Below are 19946 nucleotides of genomic sequence, written 5' to 3'. Positions count from 1 at the left end.
GGATCGCACGGAGATCTACGCTCAGATTATTGTCACGCAGCATTTCTTCCAGAATCGGTATACAGGGCCACTCTTCACCCGACAGGCCCAGCCATTCCTCGGACTGTCCCTGATAGCTGACGTGGGTGGGGTTAAGACTAATAGAGGGAACCTGCCAGAGGTCGGCGAATATCTTGCCAAGCCAGCTAAGCGGGCCGTAGGCGACAATATCGGGCCGGTCGTTCTCAAAGGCTGCCAGCAAAGGGCGACAGGTAGCCTGAGCTTCCCGTGCCAGCTCGCGGACAACATAGTCCATTTCCTCTGGCCGTGGCTGCTCTTTGGTAAAAGTGGGTTCAAACAGAACCGGCGTGGCGCCGCAGGAAGCCACAAGGGGAGAAAACTCTGGCGAGGTGGTGTAACTGACCCTGTAACCGCGTGCGACCAGTTCCCTGACCAGCCCCAACGTCGGGTTGACGTGCCCCTGTTCAGCACAGTTAAAAATGGCCACGTGCCGCCGGGTGCGCTTTCCGCTTAAATTCACTGTCATAGTCAGATTTCCTGAAAAGATGAGAGTTAAAATCGCTTTAGTTTTCCCTTTGCCTGACCACTGCTGTAACCGTCCTTGTAGCTGGCCATCGCTATCAGTGACGGCGGCTCAGAGATTCTCAAAGATATCATTCGGTTAATGAAATTAATATGTCAGGATTTATTCAGAACAGGGAGACAGCTGCCGATCGGCGCCGCCTGAATGCAGTTTGCCGGGACGGCCTGGCTACTGTGAACGTAAAGGCCATGCCGATTGACTCTCTTTTCAGAGAGAAAAAGGTTAACGGTACGCTGTTTGGCCTATCGTTGCCTTTTCAGGGATATCATCGCGGATGTGGAGGGATTGACGCTCTGCGATGTGTGAGGAAAACAGGCTGGCATGGCACGCTGAAGCGAGGCAGACGAGGGATTGATAACACTCTTTTTTCTAAATTGCTGCGTAAAGACGGTACTGGCGCGGCATAGGGCGGATTAGCGCTTTTAAATCTGTTTTGAGCTGAGTGATGTGATTTTGATTGCCATGTTGAGGCAGTTTTATGAGGGAGGCATGAAGCGATCCCCCGGAAGCGGTTCCTGAACATCTATTTATAAGCGTTCAGTCCCCACTGCAGGCAACAAAAAACCCGCAAACTCAAAGAGAATGCGGGTTCTTGTGGGGTTTCGGTCAGTAATCGCTACTGACAGAATATTACCAGCACCCCCTGCTTTACCATCAGCCGCCCAGTCATTGCATTGAGGATCTTATGTTTTCCTGTTAGATGGACCATCATCGTCCCAACACCATGAACGCCTGACTATTTTTATCATCAATTATTTCCACTTCTCATCTACGTTTTCCATTTCTTTTGTAATATGAAAAGCAAGTATAAACCCTGATATCCAATCTCCTTCAGGCCATTTTTATTTGTCACTATTTATATTAAATATATTATGGTTGAATTCGAATTTATAATTTCTTTGTAGGTTTTTCACCGGGATTAGTTTTCCCTGTGAGACAGGGGTTGTCGTCGACTTTAACATCCTGCGATCCAACACAGTCAGTGATTTTAATGGGGGTGCTTGATGGTTTAGATATTAAGCATTATTTTTTATTTTAATTAAATTCTAATAGCGCAGCGATTATTTATATAATTAAGAAATATCTGGTGTCAATTTTCAGTGCAAACGTTGATGGCGGTGAAATAATTGTCCATGACAAAACGTTAACAATAGTTTTATAGTGCTATTAGAAGTAAGTTGCAGAGAGGCAATGGGTTAAGGTTGCCAGAAGCTATACTAAATAGAGGCGTTGGTTAATTTTATGGTTATTTTTTGTGACTAAAATACTATAAGTGTTTTTTTTGGTTTTTGTTCTGCGTTAAGTTGCATCAATACCCATGACTTACTTTTCTTTGAGAGTTAATAATAACCAGTTTTAGGGTATTAATAAAAAACTTGATAATTCTTGCTAAGAAGCGTTAGTCTATAATGACTTTAACATCATTCAGGGATGAAGCATGGACGTTTTTCCTAATGATATACAATCAAAGCTAGAATTAGTCTTCTCGAAAGCGGCAGCACTTTTACCGGCTGACGTTGGCCAACAGCTTCTTGCAATGCTTACCCCCTCTGCTTTGGCTACCATGGCGGGAGTAATAGTGATTTGGGCTGGGTCACACTTTTTTGGAATGGGTGAAATCGCTGATTTAGTGCTTCTCATTATAGGGTGGGCTGCTGTAGGGGGCGTGGCGCTAGAAGCCGCTAAGAAGTTATATGATTTTGCTACAAAAACTAACGCTGCTCGTCATGACAGGGATCTGGACGCTGCTGCTAAAGATTTAGCAGACGCTATAACTCTATTGGGCGTCAATACTGTTCTTGTACTTCTATTGAAGAAGAAGCCTGGTGATACATTCAAAGCTCCTTTCCGGGGAGTAAAAATGCCAAGATATAGTAATGATATCGGAAAAAAAATGAGTCTGCCTCGTAATGGGGGATGGCGATATACACCTAAGATTAAAATTACAAAATACCGTGATGTCGCTCAGGGGGGAACTAAACCTTGGGGCGACGTAGAAGTTGGACGAAATTATTATTCCGAGGCAATGTCAAAGGACGAGGCCTATTTACAGATGCTATCTACTCTTTACCACGAGCAGGTTCATATGGCGATTGCGCCTAAGTTTTATCTACTAAGAGAACTTAGGGTATTTATGAGGCAAAGTGCTTATAACAAATCTTTCATACTGCGCTATCTGGAAGAGGCCCTAGCTGAAACTATTGGACTATTGAGAGCAAGAGGCATGAGAAGTGAGTATATTCTTGAAGGTTTTAAATTTCCTCTTGGAAATACTTACGAAATTACTTATACACTATTGCGACATGAAGCCGCGGGTATTCTTTTAGGGCCAGTTGTCGTTAGTGGGTTAATGTATAATGCCTGGTATGGAGTTCAGAAATGATAACAGAAAGTAAAGCTATTGAAATTGCGAAAGAATATGCAAATAAAACGGGTTACGGCTGGGATGAACGCTTTCATGAAGTTGAGAAAAAAAATTTTGATGGTCAATCTGTTTGGGTTATCTCAACCTCCGACTTAACATTTTCTGAAGAACTTCCGTGGATGATGGAAAATATGCCTAATCCAATAAAGTATTACGTAGATCTATCTTTTGGTAAATGTATTGCTGTTGAAGTAAGAGGTCGTGTGATTTCCCGCCTGGACAAGTGAAAGTGCTTTTTATGGATTGTAAAAAATGAGAGTGATTTCCCAATAAGTTTGAATGCTTTATATGGAGGTTGAAAAGCATGCATATACACAGAGTAGTAAAATCTGCACAAAAATTGATGCAGTAAAATACGGTTTTCTTGATTATCCCTATGAGTGATATAAATACTTCCTTACCAGGTAGATAATGTTGTAGCCTCACTCAAGTAGCTTCCACTGTAACAATCAGGATTTCGCCAGGCAACAGAAAAACAGCAGGTTTCAAAAACCCGCTGTTTAAACTGTTTTTTAGGGTTCTCTCTGGATGTCACCAGAAAAAACGTTGGGGTTAGTTTGGTCGGCACGAGAGGATTTGAATATTTCATTTAAAATTATAAATTTTAAAGTATTTTAAAATCATATTTATGTTAAATATGCCTATGCCTACGCCTAAAACATATGCTTGTGAAATTTACTTACTTTTCCATTGTCGACGTAAGAGAGCTATGAAATCTTCGACATATAAAAGCTTATCTAAGGTAAATGCCTGTCTTCCAACATGAGCTGGGTTCAAGAAGACCGGAGCTTTATCTTGTCCCATAGAGAATGATGAATACATAGTATTGGGACTAGCCAGGTACTCAGCCTGAGTTTTCCATGGGGCTGAGGCGCTACCTGATATGCTTAGCGCAGGCACGAGATGAGTTAATTGTTGTGTAGGGTCGATGTCAGAGTAGATCCATAAAGCATAATCTAAAGCTTTTGAGATCTGCTCAGTTACCTGTTCTTCGATGATGGCGGGAAGGCCTCCTGAAGGTGAAGACAAAGGTAATGAGATCAGTAGATCGCCATTAGAATGTAGCTTTACAAGATTCTTAAGATCCCGGTTTAGCGCCTGATATATACACAGCGCTCCATTTTCAAGCGATACATTTGTGCCAAATTGCTTGTCGAAGATAGCATGCCTGCCGAAAAGAGCTTCTTTTGATAACTTATCCTCAAGCTCTTTAGAGTCCATTTGAGCAGGACGGATAATGGTTGAATCAGGGCCGGCAGCAATTGAGATATCCAGATTGATTGCGCTTTGTGAAAAAGTTTGGTTACTTCGCGGCAGATTCTCAACTGCTCTAGTTTTAAGGCCCGCAGGATCAAGAGGTGCTACTGCACGGGCAAGTACAAAGTTATGAATTGCTTTAAGAGCTTTAGCTTTTAGATCTTCAGCTGAAGAAAATTCTCCTCTAAAAAGACCTTTTTCCCAGGTACTTACTTCTTTTATCAGTTTATCCTGTTCAGGTTCCGCTTCACTGATTTCACTTTCAATAAAGATAATCAATGGCTTGGTATTACGAGCTTCAATAACTTCCTCGTGGGTTGCTGACAGGCCTGACTGTTGTATCGCTCCATATCGAGAGCCTAAAATCAAGATTACAGCGTCAGATTCACGAACACCGTTAAGACAAGTGATTTGTGGCGAATTTGCTCTAGCCCCAAAATCCTCTGCCATAAGTGGTTTATGACCAAGAACACAAACAGCATCCTTGACAGCTTTTCTTTTGTCTTCAAAACCCGATATCAACGAACTTATGAAAATATTCATATGAATCCTCAGTAGACAGGTTATTAATAAGTATAGGCATTAATAGTGAGTTGACCTTTGTTACCAAATAGGAAAATTATGAAAAATTGGTCTGCTGAGGATACAAGAGCAGTTAAAGCCTGGCTGAACATAGAAAACCACAAGATTTTTGAAGATATAACGCTCAATGCGCTTTATCACAAGTTATGGGCATGAGCCCTTCTTTTTAAGTCATGGCCTACTAAAGAAAAAAGGTCGGGCGTGGTGGATACATGAGACAGACCTTTAACGGTAAGCACATGTTATTCAGGTCTGAACAGCTCGACTACATGGAAGATGACCATACTCTTCAAAGCCCACCTCATATCTTCATTACGGACATAACGAGGCTTGCTGAACTCAGCATAACCGCACTGAGAGTTAGTCAACGGGGAGCAGGTCACAATATCTCTACTAATATATAAAAGTATATGTTTTCACAAATTGATATAGACTTTTTAATATTATCTTTTGAGATTGATGGTCTACTTGGGTTGTTTTGGGCGTTTTCATTGAAATCTAAATCAAGGAAAGTTATTTTATTATTTCGAACAAAGTATAGGAGTAAAGATAGAACCGCTCTAAATATTTCTCCTGCTTCTTCAATACACGATTTTAAAGACTCTGTGAATGTAGGTTTGATATGTATTTTTATTTCTTTAGCAAATCCATTATATAAAGCCTTAAACAAGGTTGTAAGTAAAGGCTTGTCTAAAATCATTGGTAGATCTTATAATTAATTAAAACTCTTTCGAATGATTATTTCACGAAACAATACAAAAAATATTTCAAAACATGCCTTGTTACATGAATAAAATTTATAAGTCATAAGGTGTTGTCCATATTATTTTTTAAAACAGTGAGTTAACTGTAACTCTTTATTAAGTGAGACACGAGAATGATATTCTTATGTCTCAACTCTCTGCCTATTTAGCGGCACTTAGAGTGCAAACCACTAAATTGGTATTATATAATATAGTACATTGGTTCTTTATAAGTGATTTTATTATCACTTTCCATCTTTTGAATTATGGATATGATGATGCCTTTTAAAGTACTACTTGTAGCCTTGAAGCCCATAGCCCTTGATACAGAATTGACCAACTCGTCTTGGGTAGCACCGAAGCTTTTATTGATAATCTCAATAATTCCTGCCTCCATTTCCTTATTAGATATGTTTTCCGACTTCCTTAATCCTGCTGATTTAACATTTGTTCTGTCTCTCAATGTTATGGAAAGATTATCGTTGTATAAAAAGTCATCTTCTAGGGAAAATGAAGAGTTTGAGGTTGTGATTTTTATGGCATCTTTAACAACTGCTTCAATACGGGCCCCTGCACGTTGTAAACCCCATGCTGACCTGACACGAGTGATAACTTCATTCACATGTATTGGGGCTTCCACAAGAACAATTTGCTCAACTATCTTGGCGAGCACACCAACTGGGGTCTCATGAATCTGGAATCTTGTGTCAACGTCAGGAACTGCCTCAACATATGCCACAGCTTCATTGAAACTGCCTTCAATTGTCTCTAGACCAATTTCCGTGACAGTCTCTCTTTCTACTGTCACTATCTCGACAGGTACAGCTCTTGACCGAGATAGAGAAGTTTCAGTACGATTTTCGAGCTCTTTCTTAGCCGCCTGAATAGCAGAGAGAGTTTTCTGTAGTTGCTCTTCGGGGCGCTGGAACCAATCTGTGCTCCAGATCCTGTGAATGATCCAACCGTGATCCTCAAGCACTGCCTGACGTAGGCGATCTCTTTCTCTTGAAGAACGGGAAGAGTGGTATGTCATACCATCGCATTCAATCCCGATAAGGTAGCGGCCCGGCATATCAGGGTCGGCAATGGCTAAATCAATAAAGAAACCTGCAATGCCAACTTGAGGGTGGACCTGGAAGCCTTCTTTTTGCAGAGCATTTGCAACCTGTTCTTCGAACACACTATCCATTGAACGGCCACTTTGTTCTGCAACTGACAAGCGTCCTGTTCTTGCATATTGCAGGAAAAGTTTAAAAGCGAATACACCTCTTCCCTTAGCCCTTTCAAGATCGATATCTTCATCAGTGATTGAGGCATAAACTTCGCAACGCCTTTTGGCTCGACTGATGAGAACGTTCAAGCGTCTTTCACCACCCTCTGCTCCAAGAGGACCAAATCTCATTGCCATGTAGTTTTGTGGATTTCTGGCATATCCAACAGAAATGATAATGACGTCGCGTTCATCACCCTGAATGTTTTCAAGGTTTTTAACAAAAAACGGTTCGCTTGGGTGCGCATAGAAAAAATCCTCGAACTCAGGGTTCAGCCTGCGAAGCACTTCAAGCTCATCCTGAATACGCTTTCTCTGGGTAACAGAAAAAGTAGCAACACCTAAAGATAAATGAGGGTGGCTTCTTGCGTGTTCAAGAATGGCTGTTGCTACGCGTTTTGCTTCGTTTACATTGCTTCCAGATTCGAATACGCCATCTTCAACTTTATGGAAACGTAGGCCCATACCTGCTTCTTGTGTATAGGGGCTGGGAACTATAAAAAGCTTGTTTTCATAAAACTGGCTATTCGACACAGCAATCAATGACTGGTGACGACTTCTGTAATGCCAGCGAAGCATTCTTTGAGGCAACCCTCTGGCAACAAAAAGTCCAAGTATGCTCTCAATGTCTGCCACTTGTGCTGACTCGTCATCATCCTGCTCATCTGCGGAACCTGTCATTTTGGCGAAGAAAGAAGTTGGAGGTAACTGACGTTCGTCTCCGACAACAACTATCTGCTTACTTCGTGCAATAGCTCCTAATGCATCTACAGGTTGGATCTGACTGGCTTCATCCATTACCAGTAAATCAAACGACTGCTTACCTGGTACTAAAAACTGGGCAACTGACAGAGGGCTCATCATCATAACTGGTTTTAAGGCCTGAATAGCTGCACCAGCTTTTATCATGAGCTGTCGAATCGCCATATGGCCACGTTTGCGTGCCATCTCACCCCGCAGTACACCCACAGGGCCTACGCCAACTTTCGAGGGTATTGCTCTGTGGTGAGCTCTTACGACTTCAAAACTCGAAGCTTTGATTCTTCGCAGATCCATCTCAGCGAAGCTTGCTACTCTTCTTGAATGCAAATCACCATCAAAACGTGCCAGTTCTGGCTCATCTTCGACCATTAAAGACAGAATTGAGTCGAAATAAGTTCTGTCAAAAGTACCCGCTAAACGTTCCGAGGAAAGAACTCCACTACTTAAATCGGAGATTAATGGATAAATACCAAATGTTTTCGCCAGCTCTACACGGTTTTGCCAGGCAACCCATTTTGAAAGTTGTTCAGAATTATCTATCCAAAGAGTAATCTTGTCATAGACTAGATTAAATGGTATTTCATAAATATTTTCATTTTTGAAAATTGATCCATAGGAAGATCTAAGCGAAGTGATCACTGATGTGAGTTTGGTAAACTGCGCTTGAATAGACTCAATCAAGCTTCTGGATTTATCAACTAAACCCTGTCTGTCATCTATTTTAGACGCTAAGATTCTTAGATCGTCATTTGATTCAATCCATGAGTGAGCTTGAAGTAACAGATCCCAGTTACTGTTTTCTTTCAACCATAATGGATACATGGTTGACTGAGCTAAATTATCGTAAGTATGGATAATTTTGAGTTTTTGCTGAGCGCTTGACAACAAATTCAACAATTCAATACGATCAGAAACAGAGTATTCATCTTTGATGAAAACTTCTTTATAGGCGGAGTCCATAGTGCTTAGCACATCAGACTTGACTAAGAGTGATTCCAGTGGAATATTTTTAACGGAATAATAATTATCAAAATACTCTTCTGGTGTGGCTCCCAATGAATCCCAAAGAATACGACTTTCATCTAAAATTTCATGGGTGAGTTTTTTAAGCTGACTCAATTGATATGCTAAGGCGTCTTTGTTGGAGAGGCGACTTGCAATTATTCTGGCTTCAGAGTTAATACCGCGTAAGGTACGCATCCATTCGACAAGTGATTTCAGCAATTCACTATCGCTATTCTCACCTCGCCAGTCTGTACCAAATGCAGACTGTCCAAAATCGTTCAAATCAATGATGGATTTTCTTAATTTCTGTGCTTTTATCAACAACTCGAGATACTCAACCTGCTGAGGGATCATTAAGCTTTTATCATTTATCAATGAAAGAGTAAGCTTTTTCGACTTTCGCCATTCGCTATTAAGGAATTTAAAAGTGCCAGTGTTTTTTTCAAGGATGTTTCGGGTGCTTTCTACATCTGTTTCCCATGCCTTTTCAACAAAGATAAGATTGATTTTTTCTTTATATATACTAAGTTGTTTAATATCTGCAACTAGGCTTGCCGCTTTTTCAATACCACCCTCCCAGACAGTGGCAATGAACGCTTCTGGACTTACATTTGGAGCTTGAGTAATACTCTCTCCCAACTCAATAAGGCTTTCAATCTCGTTTAAATTAGAGAATCCTATTTTTGAACCCAACTCCTGCTGTAATCTTGAAGACTCTTTTAAGATCTTAGGTGTAAGTGTCCTCAGTTTATACGCAGCAGTAAAAGCATTTATATTAATATCTTCGGGTAGCTTACGATAGCCTTCTGAAAGGCTGGCGACCTCGGTGTTGAATTTATCTGCATGTAATTCTTTTTTAAGCTTGGCGTAAAGCTCTTTGAATGAGAATCCGGTTTCAATTAACGCTTTTGTCTTATCATTAGAAGTGGCCCATAACGGCGAGCTTAACGATTCAGGTGATAAATTAGGAGCTGAGTTGATTAATTCAGCTATTCGAATGAATTCCTGTAACTCTTTTAATGAGCCGATATGATAGGCTTCATTTGTTAGTCTGGAAAGAGTGATAGACTCTTCAATAGAATCTGAAAGTTCAGACTTTAGGTTCGTCAATGAAGTAGTGAGTCTTTCAACTTCACTGGGAAGTATTTCAGTTCTATCGATACCATTCCATGGGTGCGAATCAGGAATGCCAATATCACTTATCCTTTCAATTAATTCATTAATAAGTGCATGTCTTTTGGAGAAATCGTCGTTGCTCCATGATTCATACCCGTTAAGCTTATAATCGTTAGGATCAAAACCTGATTGTCTGAGACGTACCAGTTGCGCCATAACCTTATATGGCGTTAAGCCAGATGGCATGTACGTTTTATGAATCCTTGCGGGGTGATTGTTGAGGATATCTCGGCTTTCTGTGAGATTATTGACTAATGTATCTGGAAATTCTCCTCGAGGTGAACCAAGTTCCCAGACTCGCTTCAGTTCTTCAAGGAATGCTCTTTTGTTGGTTTTGTTGCTATGTAGCTCTAAACAAGCATCTCCGACACCCGCCTGATCAAGTCTGCGCTTAACTACTTCAAGGGCCGCCATTTTTTCAGCTACAAACAATACTTTTTTACCGTCTGCGACAGCTGAAGCTATGATGTTTGCGATTGTCTGAGATTTACCAGTTCCTGGAGGACCCTGAATAACCAAGCTTTTACCATTACGTACTTCGTGAATGGCAAGAGTCTGTGAGCTATCACTGTCCAAAATATGAAGCATTTCTCTGGGGGGAATGACTGAGTCAATTACAATGTCGTCAGAGATTAACTCACCATCAGAGAAGCCTGTTTCTAAAAGACTCTTTATTGATTCCTGATCTGTGATTTTTGAATCTGAAGGCCAGTTATCAGGATCTAAATCTGTGTACATCATAAATTTAGCGTAAGAAAAAAGTCCTAAATTCACTTCATTGTCTAATACTTCCCAGCCTTCTTTCAATGAAATGGTTTTCTTGATTTCAGAAAAATAATCCGTTAAAGAAAACTCTTCATCAATATTTAGTGAGGGTAGAGTTATTTGGTGAATGCGGCTGAGGAATGTCTCAAGCGACAGGTTGCTAATGATGTCCTCATCCCTGACTTTAATTTTAAAGCGTTCTCCTGCTTTAGCTCGCATTAATTCTACTGGCAATAATAAAAGAGGAGCATAGCGTATGTTTGTTTTCTTATTAGGATCTACCCATTTAAGCGATCCTAGCGAAAGAAACAGGATGTTTACGCCTTGCTCTTCTTCAAGGGTTTTTGAATCATAATATAAATCTAATAACTTTTTTTGTAATGTCTTTGGCGTGAGCTTTGTCTGGAGTTTTGTATCATTGTGGTTGGTTTCGGAGTCATCTAAGAAAATAATGTCTTCGGACTCTGTGTCTGTCTCACTGTTCTCATTGCTTTCATCTGTCTTTTTATCTTCTCGACCATGAAGAAAAGTGAATGGCTTGCCTTCTTCAAAAAGCATCTTGAACAAAATGTCAGATCTTTCATTAACTACTTCCAAAAATTTTGTAGTCTTTGATTTTGGTATGTTAAGTAAACGATTTCTAGCTGTCAGATCGAGTAACTCTGCTCGCGACTTTTCAAGTTTCTGGCTGAGTGACAGATTGGAGTTTTTGTAAAGTGAGCCTTCAATTTCGTCCATTACGCATAACCTTTGAATTGAGGATTTTACCTTGCTTATCAGTGCATTATCACTGTATGGCTAAGTAACTAAAATTTTTCTATACATATTAGAGTGTTTTGATATGAAAATTAAGAATTTTCTAATAAATATCGTTTAGTATTTTTTAATTCTTGAAAATCATTGGCTTAGCTAATGCCGTGCAAGTTGTAGCTGAGGTTACATGAGTTTGACATAAGTAAGATTGATGCTTTGGTGCTTCAAAGGTCAGAAAATAGGTAGCCAAGCTGGAGGGGTGTTCATACCCAAACAGCATATCGTTGTGAAAATGATTTGGTTGGGCTTAAAAATTTTATGCCTAATGTAGGTACTGATACATTATTAGGTTGTTTATTGAATGCTTTAGGTAACTATCAAGAAATGGTTCCTAGATATAATTAAAGTTTTTGAGCGCAACTATATGATTTATTTTGTTATTTTTTCTTTGGGCTTCGAGAGGTGACTTTGGATACTAGTGTTAATGCATGAAGCGGATTACGTATGACTCCAGTTATGTTTGTTCACTACTCAGATTATGTGTCTAAAACCCAGCTGGATTCGAGTGTAACCCTCCAGCCAAGCAATACGATACTCAGATAGTATCTCGGTCAAAACGACATTTAGTATTAATCGTATCCATGTTCATCTTGCTATAAACTCTTAAAAATTAGACCTTGATCAAATACCCATCAGTTTGTCAAAAGATCTCTTGATATAGCCAATTATTGCTCATATTTTGGACGGAAGGGTTCCCTCTTAAACGTTCACAGGAGAATTTCCATGGCACTCAAGCCTGGTCCGAAACGTATTGCTGACTCAACAGGTCAACCTGACCAGCGTCAGCGTGATAACAAGAAAACTTCGGGAAATAATCCAAAGGTAAAGCCTAGTAAAAATTCCAAACCATAGTTACATTTATAAGTAGTACATAATAAAAAAGCCTTCCGGGGCTTTTTTATTTACATAAAAGACTAATAAAAAATCATCAATACTAATCTAAACCAGAGTGAATGCTATAATTACCGCTTGCTGACAGTTCAACATGTCCGCCCCACCAAGCCATCATTTCTCTTTGTTGTTCAAGATACTGAGAACGGTTGTAAGCTCTCCTGACCTCATTGGTATCAATGTGAGCCAGTGCTGCTTCAATAACGTCTGGTTGAACCCCTTTCTCATTGAGAACCGTTGAAGCTATGGATCTCATACCGTGCGCAACAAGGATATCTTTGAAGCCCATGCGCTTTAACGCCATGTTTGCTGTCTGAATGTTCATTGGTTCCTGTGGGTTACGGTAACCGGGAAAAACGTGTTGTCTGTGCTGGCTGATTGGCTTCATAACTTCTAGCACAGCAAGAGCTTGCTCAGATAGCGGAACAATATGCACACGTTTCATTTTCATGCGAGCAGCAGGAATGCGCCATTCCTTTGTCTCGAAGTTGATCTCATCCCAGCGTGTCATCGCCGCTTCTGCCGGTCGTGTCATTGTAAGGAGCTGCCATTCGATAAGACAGCGCGTCTGTCTGCCAATACTCGCAAATGCGAGATTCTTCATAAGCAGAGGTAGCTGTTCAGGTAAAAGGGCAGGGCGGTGTTTTACTTTTGGCTTATGGAATGTCTTACCGATTTTTGCCGCTGGGTTTGAAGTTACTAAACCAGAGTTCAAAGCATAATCCATAACCTCATTAATACGCTGACTTAGCCTTTTAACAGTTTCGAGTCTTCCTGCTGCATGAGTCGGGCTAAGAGATCCGATGAACTGTTGGGCTGTAATGCTGGAAATGGGCATAGAGCCAATATGTGGGAACACATATTTACTCATTGAACGCCAGATATCGTTAAGAGTGTGAGTTGTTAATCCTGCTGCCTCTTTGGTCTTAAACCACTCAGCTACAACTTTTTCAAACGTACTTTCACTCACACTCTTCTGACGAAGTTGCTCTGCCTTTTTGTGCTCTTGAGGGTCAACGTCTTTGCTGAGAAGAGCGCGGGCTGATTCACGATTTTGGCGGGCTTCGGAAAGCGAAACAGAAGGGTATGAACCAAAGCTGATCATGGCCCGTTTACGAGTGAAGGGTTTGTAATAACGAAACCGCCAGAGTTTTGAGCCTCCGGGAGTTACCTGCAGTTCCAGACCATCCCCGTCATAAAGAACCAATGCTCGTCCAGCAGCTTTGGCGTTCTTCACTTCGGTATTGTTTAAGGGCTTGGTCTGTCTTGCCATGAGCAGTCTCCATTCTGTTCCTCGGAAGGCTTAGGCATATCAAAATGCAGTCTTAAAAACGTATGCCCATGAGTATGCCTAAATCAGATGGATTCCACCGTATCAATCAGGATTTCACTAGACAACAGAAAAACAGCAGGTTTCAACAACCTACTGTTTAAACTGTTTTTTATGGTTCTCTCTGGACTTCACCAGACAAAACGTTGGGAGAATTTGGTCGGCACGAGAGGATTTGAACCTCCGACCCCCGACACCCCATGACGGTGCGCTACCAGGCTGCGCTACGTGCCGACGCATGAGCTAATAGTACCCATATTAGCAGCGATTGCAAGCGGCTAACACGTTGACTGCTATGAAAATAGCCAACGCTGCCGTCTGGCTTACGCCGGGCAGGGCCAGAGAAAAGCGCCTTTACCTGGCGGCTCAATTAGCGATAAACCGTTTTTCTTCCGTCAGGACCTGCAACAGCAGCGTCAACTGCGGCTTATGGTCTTTCAGCCGCTGGCCTTGGGCATCCCAGGCGGTATAGTTACCGTTATTGTTCAGCTCCAGCGTTAAGCCTGGCGTGGTCACCACTAGCTGGCCATCGTGCAGGCTGGTGATCCAGTCATGGCTGCGACGGGCGGCAAACAGATCTTCACCCTGCGAATAATCATAGGCTGGGGTGCGCACGTGTAGCAGCCGCTGCATCAGCGTAGTCATAATATCCTGATGGCTGGTCAGCTTATCAATCTGCTGTGAAGGCGTATTGGGCCAGTGGATCACCAGCGGCACCTGCAGGTTGGCACGGTTGCCCATGGCATCGTCGTTGTTCAACGCTACGCCATGCTGTGCGGTAATCACCACCACGGTATTATCCAGTAGCCCTTTTTCCTGGAGCGTGGCGAGCACGTTTTGGATCTGCGCATCCACCGCCGCTGCATTCCGCGCATAATGCGCTGCCGTCTCTTTTGCCGTGCCGGCGCTTTTCCCGCCAGACAAAGAAAGGTAGGAGAACCAGGGCGCGCTTTTCGTTTTCTACGTCTCCAGCCAGCGTTGCCACTGCGTAACAGTCTGTGCATCGGACTGGCTTGCCGAATCAGGTAGCGAATAGTCCGCCAGCAGCGCCTGGCGATAAAGCGGCGAGGCAAAGCCGTCGCTGGCAAACAGACCAAACTGGTAACCCTGCTTCGCCAGCGCGTCCGTCAAGGCCGAAGGCACGCGCGAAGAGAGGATGCCATCCATATAGCCCGCTGAAATCCCATAAAAAAGGCCGAACAGTCCGCTGTCCGCCTGGCTACCCGCGCTGAAGTGCTGCATAAAACGCACGTTATTTTGAGCGAACTGCGCCAGGTGCGGCAGCTGTTTCGGCATCGTGGCCTCGTTCAGGCCATCAACGGTAACAATCAGCAGGTTATTGCGGGTGCCGCCGTCACGGAAAGTAATGTCGTTCAGCGGATAGGCGACCGAGAGCGCCTCCGGATTACCCTGCTGCACCAGTCGGCGCTGATAAGCCTGCGCATCCAGCAGGCCGTGACGCTCCAGAAAACGACGTGCCGTCATAGGATAGGAGAGCGGCAGGTTGGAGCGCTGCATAGTAACAGGGCGATAGAAATTCGCGTCAGCCCAGATATACATCAAATGGCTGGCAAAAAAGGCGGTGATAAACACGATGGCCAGCGGCTTACCGAAATTGCGGCGATTAAGGCTGCGCAGTTTTTGCCAGCTCCAGGTCGCAAACAGCATCTCAACAAGAAAAATAGCCGGTACGCTGATAAACATCAGCTGCCAGTCACGCGCCATTTCACTCTGATCGGGGTTAACCACCAGTTCCCACACAACGGGATTAAGATGCAGGTGGAAGCGGGAGAACACCGCGCTGTCGATAAGCAGCAGCGTCAGCCCGGCGGTGGCGATGATGGCGGACAAAAAGCGCAGCAGCCGTTGCGACATCACCACAAACGTCAGGGGAAAAACGATCAGCAGATAAGCGGAAAAGACAATAAAGCTAAAATGGCCTGTCCAGCTGGTAAAGGCATAGATACGCCCAATTAGCGAGGCAGGCCAGTCGGCAACAAACAGATAGCGACTACCCAGGATAAGGGCAAAGATAATGTTAAACAGGGCGAACCAATGCCCCCAGCCAATCATCTGGGAGACTTTATCACGGTAGCGCGGCTGACTTGTTACCATAGCGAGATCACATCAGTGGGCTTTATCTTCACGTACCGAAGCCTGAAGCGCCTCGGCAAATGATCGCGCAAGCACGCGGCGCTGCTCTGGAGCAACGCTGGTGTTCAGCAGGTTAGTCACCATATTGCCCAGCACCATCAAAGAGAGATCGGTGGGCGCCTTGTCTTTTTCAAGCACGTTGACCATTTCGGCGAGGAGTTTTTCCACGCGGTCGTCGCTGTAACGGGATGATTGTGGCATAGCGTCAAATTTATCGAGTATTAAAAGGCGGCATCTTACCGTAAAACCGCGATTCTTTCTGCAATTTTATCTTAGGTAAAAGGTTAATATTGTTGCCTGTTGATCCCGACTACGCTCGGTGGTTGAATACGCGCTTAAGTTTACAGGAGAGTTTACATGAGTCTGGATATCGAGCAGATTGCCCTTCATCAGATGATCAAGCGTGACGAACAGACGCTGGAGCTGGTGCTGCGGGAGTCGTTGCTGCCGGCCACTGGCCCGGTGACAGCGATGATGGAGGAGCTGCATCGCGTCTACAGCGCCAAAAGCAAGGCTTATGGCCTGTTTAACGAAGAGAGCGAGCTGGCCGATGCGCTGCGCAACTGCCGTAAGGGACAGGATGATTTTCTGGCTTTCAGCCGGGCGGCGACCGGACGTTTACGCGACGAGCTGGCTAAGTATCCGTTTGCGGACGGCGGAATCGTGCTGTTTGCTCACTACCGCTACCTGGCGGTGGAATACCTGCTGGTTGCCGTACTGAACAGCCAGAACAGCATGCGCGTTAATGAAGAGCTGGACATCAGCACCACGCACTATCTGGATATCAACCACGCGGATATCGTGGCGCGAATCGATCTGACCGAGTGGGAAACTAACCCGGAATCCACTCGCTATCTGACTTTCCTGCGCGGCAGGGTCGGGCGCAAAGTCGCCGATTTCTTTATGGATTTCCTTGGCGCCAGCGTGGGTCTGGACACCAAAGCGCAAAACCGCGGGCTGCTGCAGGCGGTGGATGATTACTGTGCTGAGGCGGCGCTGGATAAGAACGAGCGTCAAAACTATCGCCAGCAGGTATACAGCTACTGTAATGAACAGCTGCAGTCGGGCGAAGAGATCGAGCTGGAAGGCTTGTCGAAAGAGCTGGCGCCGCTGGGCGAAAAAACCTTTCAGGATTTTACTCAGGAACAGGGGTATGAACTGGAGGAAAGCTTCCCGGCGGATCGCAGCACTCTGCGCCAGCTGACAAAGTTCGCCGGTAGTGGCGGCGGACTGACCATTAACTTCGACGCGATGCTGTTGGGCGAGCGGATTTTCTGGGATCCCGCTACCGATACGCTGACCATCAAAGGTACGCCGCCTAATTTACGCGATCAGCTACAGCGGCGCAGCGGCGGTAAATAATGCCTGCGGCAGGGAAGCCACAGCCGACAAGCGACCATAAAAAAACGCCGCATTAAGCGGCGTTTTCTTCACAAAAACAGCGGTCGGCGATTAAGCGCGAACGAAGTCGATGTGGTGCAGTTTTGGCTTGAACGGGTGACGCTGTACAGCCTGCACTTTTACTTTAGTTTCTTTGCCGTCAACAACCAGAGTCAGCACTTCGGTGTAGAACTCAGGCTTAACCTGCATGTTCATCACGTAGTCGTGATCCAGTTCGATACCAACAGCTGCTTCGTTACCGCCATAGATGATGGCCGGGAACTTGTTAGCTGTACGCAGGCGGCGGCTCGCACCCTTACCCTGCTCTTTACGTGCTTCTGCATTGATAGTGAACATTGTTCAGTCTCTTTCTAAGTAATTATCCTGCTACAGGCGACCCAGCAACAGGTTGGAGTGTTCAGCTTTCGCCAGGGGCAAAAGCGGGGCGTATTGTAGCAGGCAAGGCACGCACGGGCAACGCATTAAACGCCTGCTGCCTTAACGGATTTCGTTGGCGCGTCGGAAACGGCCCTGATAATCGAACACTTTTTCACGGATCTGCCAAAAATTCCGCTGTTTGCGCGCCACCACAAAATCGGGATGGCGCAGCAGCGGCTGCATCGCCACGATGTCCGCCGCGTTTTCCCAGCCGAGCGGGACGCCGGGCGCACGCTGGTGCGGCCGCATAAACAGCTGCTCGAAAGCTTTGCGCTGCGCGGGCGTGCTCAGACGAAAGCGCTCGCTCACTTCCGTCGCTTCTTCATCAAAATAGCGCGCCTTCAGCCACTCGCCTTTCTCATCGCGGCCCTTTTCCAGCACCATCGCGGCACAGCGCAGCACCAGCGCATCTTTCAACTTTAACGCCGCCTTCAGCATATCATCGGGATCGACCAGCACCGCATCACACTGATGGCAGCGGCGAGCGGCGATATCGTTTTCGGCGTTACAGTGGGGACAGCTTTTAAAACGAAAGCGGTAATCGCACTGCTCGCGTTCGCCGTCGTCGTCTTCCATCACGCCCTGACAGCGACGGCCAAAATGTTCAATGATTGTGCCGTCTGCAGTGGTTTTCCCCCAAAAAGTATTGGCAAAGCCGCAGGCCGGGCAGAAGACCTGCACCGGCTTGTTGTCGCTTTTGCCTTTGGGGGCGCCCACTTCCGGCGTGAAGATATCGTGCGGGTTACCCGCGTAGTCGAGGATCAGGCAGTCAGTTTTGCCCGGGCAGAGCCGCAGCCCGCGGCCAACAATCTGCTGATACAGGCTGACCGATTCCGTTGGGCGAAGGATAGCGATAAGATCGACGTGCGGCGCGTCAAAACCGGTAGTCAATACCGCAACGTTGACCATGTAGCGCAGCTCACGTGCTTTAAAGGCGGTGATTAACGCATCGCGCTCGGCGGCAGGCGTCATGGCGCTGATCAACGCTTTGCTGTCGGGCAGCAGGCCCAGTACCTCTTTGGCGTGTTCTACCGTGGCGGCAAAAATCATCACGCCCTGACGGTCCTGCGCGAACTCAACAATCTGCTGAATAATATGGGGCGTAATGCGTTGCTGCTGTTTCAGCTCCAGGTTGAGATCCGCCTCGCTGAACAGGCCGTTTTCTCTGGCCGTCAGGCGGCTGAAATCGTATTGCACTACCGGCATATCCAGCCTTTCCGGCGGCACCAGAAAGCCATGCTTGATCATATAGCGCAGCGGCAGCTCGTAGATACAGTCGCGAAACAGCGCCCGCTCGTCGCCGCGCACCATGCCGTGATAGTGGAATTGATAAATCCAGCCTTTGCCGAGGCGATAGGGCGTGGCCGTCAGGCCCAGCAGCCGCAGCCGTGGATTGCGCAGGCGTAAATGATTGAGGATTTGCTGGTACTGGCTCTCTTCGGCGTCACCAATACGGTGGCATTCATCCACAATCAACAGCGAAAACTCACTGTCAAATTGCGCCAGGTTGCGCGCCACCGACTGGACGCTGCCGAACACTACCTTGCTGCGGCTCTCTTTCTTTTGCAAACCCGCGGCAAAGATATCGGCCTGCAGGCCATAAGCCTGATATTTGCTGTGGTTCTGCGCCACCAGCTCTTTGACGTGCGCCAGAACCAGGACGCGGCCACGCGCCACCCTGGCCAGTTCGGCAATGACCAGGCTTTTGCCCGCACCGGTGGGCAGCACAATCACGGCGGGCTGGTGAGAACGACGGAAGTAGCTGAGCGTGGCGTCAACCGCTTCCTGCTGGTAGGGGCGCAGGGTAAAGGACATTGTTAAATCCGCGAGCAAAGCCGCATTATGCCATGAAAGTCCGCTTCGCGCGCGCGCGCCTCTGTGCCTGAGGCGCAACTCCCGATATACTTAATCGTTACTCTCTTCTGACGTTCCCACAGGAACGGTGAATTCATTCATTGAAACAGGCAGTGCAGATTTAATGCGACTCGATAAATTTTTATCTCAGCAACTGGAAGTCAGCCGGGCGATTGCCGCTCGCGAGCTGCGCGCGCGTAAAGTGACGGTTGATGGGGAAGTGGTACGCGAAGGCTCTTTTAAGCTCAGCCCGGAAAGCGAAGTGGAATATGACGGTAATCCGTTACGGCTGCAGGTTGGCCCGCGCTATTTTATGCTGAACAAGCCGCAGGGCTACGTTTGCTCCACTGACGATCCGGATCACCCAACGGTGCTTTATTTCCTGGAAGAGCCAACCGCTTATAAACTGCATGCGGCAGGGCGACTGGATATCGATACCACCGGCCTGGTCCTGATGACCGACGACGGTCAGTGGTCACACCGTATTACCTCGCCGCGCCACCATTGTGAGAAAACCT

General features: G+C 45.5%; 12 protein-coding genes, 1 tRNA gene and 2 pseudogenes. 5 read left to right on the top strand and 10 right to left on the bottom strand.

Going from position 1 to position 19946, the window contains the following annotated elements:
* Window positions 1-526: pseudogene (locus RTK32_RS05815) on the bottom strand (hypothetical protein); the annotation flags it as partial.
* A gap of 1495 nt (window positions 527-2021) precedes the next feature.
* Between RTK32_RS05815 and RTK32_RS05810 the strand changes: the two are divergent.
* Both RTK32_RS05810 and RTK32_RS05805 read left to right on the top strand, forming a co-directional pair.
* Window positions 2022-2966, top strand: a complete 945-nt coding sequence (locus RTK32_RS05810; protein ID WP_312042533.1) for a hypothetical protein — start codon at window positions 2022-2024, stop codon at window positions 2964-2966.
* Window positions 2963-3235, top strand: coding sequence for a hypothetical protein (locus RTK32_RS05805; protein ID WP_312042532.1), 273 nt, complete (start codon window positions 2963-2965; stop codon window positions 3233-3235). The genes RTK32_RS05810 and RTK32_RS05805 overlap by 4 nt, the downstream gene beginning before the upstream one ends.
* A gap of 448 nt (window positions 3236-3683) precedes the next feature.
* On the opposite strand, the gene RTK32_RS05800 is transcribed toward RTK32_RS05805, so the two are convergent.
* From RTK32_RS05800 to RTK32_RS05790, 3 genes are all read right to left on the bottom strand, one after another.
* The gene (locus RTK32_RS05800; protein ID WP_312042531.1) at window positions 3684-4808 is read right to left on the bottom strand and encodes a DUF4062 domain-containing protein; all 1125 of its coding nucleotides are present in this window, start codon (window positions 4806-4808) and stop codon (window positions 3684-3686) included.
* 418 nt (window positions 4809-5226) lie between these two features.
* On the bottom strand, window positions 5227-5547 hold the full coding sequence (locus tag RTK32_RS05795; protein WP_312042530.1) for a hypothetical protein: 321 nt from the start codon (window positions 5545-5547) through the stop codon (window positions 5227-5229).
* A 245-nt stretch (window positions 5548-5792) separates the two neighbouring features.
* Entirely contained in the window at window positions 5793-11306 is a 5514-nt protein-coding gene (locus RTK32_RS05790; RefSeq protein WP_312042529.1) for a DUF3320 domain-containing protein, read from the bottom strand.
* A 798-nt stretch (window positions 11307-12104) separates the two neighbouring features.
* On the opposite strand from RTK32_RS05790, the gene RTK32_RS05785 reads away from it, so the two are divergent.
* On the top strand, window positions 12105-12233 hold the full coding sequence (locus tag RTK32_RS05785; RefSeq protein ID WP_312042528.1) for a hypothetical protein: 129 nt from the start codon (window positions 12105-12107) through the stop codon (window positions 12231-12233).
* Between the two features lie 82 nt (window positions 12234-12315).
* On the opposite strand, the gene RTK32_RS05780 is transcribed toward RTK32_RS05785, so the two are convergent.
* From RTK32_RS05780 to RTK32_RS05765, 4 genes and pseudogenes are all read right to left on the bottom strand, one after another.
* On the bottom strand, window positions 12316-13545 hold the full coding sequence (locus RTK32_RS05780; RefSeq protein WP_312042527.1) for an integrase domain-containing protein: 1230 nt from the start codon (window positions 13543-13545) through the stop codon (window positions 12316-12318).
* Between the two features lie 214 nt (window positions 13546-13759).
* Window positions 13760-13836: transfer RNA gene (locus tag RTK32_RS05775), tRNA-Pro, on the bottom strand.
* Between the two features lie 132 nt (window positions 13837-13968).
* Window positions 13969-15717: pseudogene (gene yejM, locus RTK32_RS05770) on the bottom strand (LPS biosynthesis-modulating metalloenzyme YejM).
* Window positions 15718-15729: 12 nt separating this feature from the next.
* Complete coding sequence (locus tag RTK32_RS05765; RefSeq protein WP_312042526.1) at window positions 15730-15957, bottom strand: YejL family protein; 228 nt, start codon at window positions 15955-15957, stop codon at window positions 15730-15732.
* Between the two features lie 156 nt (window positions 15958-16113).
* On the opposite strand from RTK32_RS05765, the gene yejK reads away from it, so the two are divergent.
* Complete coding sequence (yejK, locus tag RTK32_RS05760) at window positions 16114-17118, top strand: nucleoid-associated protein YejK (RefSeq protein ID WP_312042525.1); 1005 nt, start codon at window positions 16114-16116, stop codon at window positions 17116-17118.
* 90 nt (window positions 17119-17208) lie between these two features.
* Here yejK and rplY read toward each other — a convergent pair whose 3' ends face one another.
* Both rplY and RTK32_RS05750 read right to left on the bottom strand, forming a co-directional pair.
* Window positions 17209-17493 carry a 50S ribosomal protein L25 gene (gene rplY, locus RTK32_RS05755; protein ID WP_312042524.1) on the bottom strand — a complete coding sequence of 95 codons (285 nt, stop codon included), beginning with the start codon at window positions 17491-17493 and terminating at the stop codon, window positions 17209-17211.
* Window positions 17494-17634: 141 nt separating this feature from the next.
* On the bottom strand, window positions 17635-19389 hold the full coding sequence (locus RTK32_RS05750; RefSeq protein WP_312042523.1) for a DEAD/DEAH box helicase family protein: 1755 nt from the start codon (window positions 19387-19389) through the stop codon (window positions 17635-17637).
* 163 nt (window positions 19390-19552) lie between these two features.
* On the opposite strand from RTK32_RS05750, the gene RTK32_RS05745 reads away from it, so the two are divergent.
* On the top strand, window positions 19553-19946 hold a 394-nt coding region (locus RTK32_RS05745), incomplete at its 3' end, for a pseudouridine synthase (RefSeq protein WP_312042522.1).

Origin of the sequence: Erwinia sp. (assembly GCF_031978025.1) — a bacterium.
GTDB lineage: Bacteria > Pseudomonadota > Gammaproteobacteria > Enterobacterales > Enterobacteriaceae > Erwinia.
The sequence above is the reverse complement of the archived record's forward strand: the minus strand, read 5'-3'. Positions and strand labels throughout refer to the sequence as shown.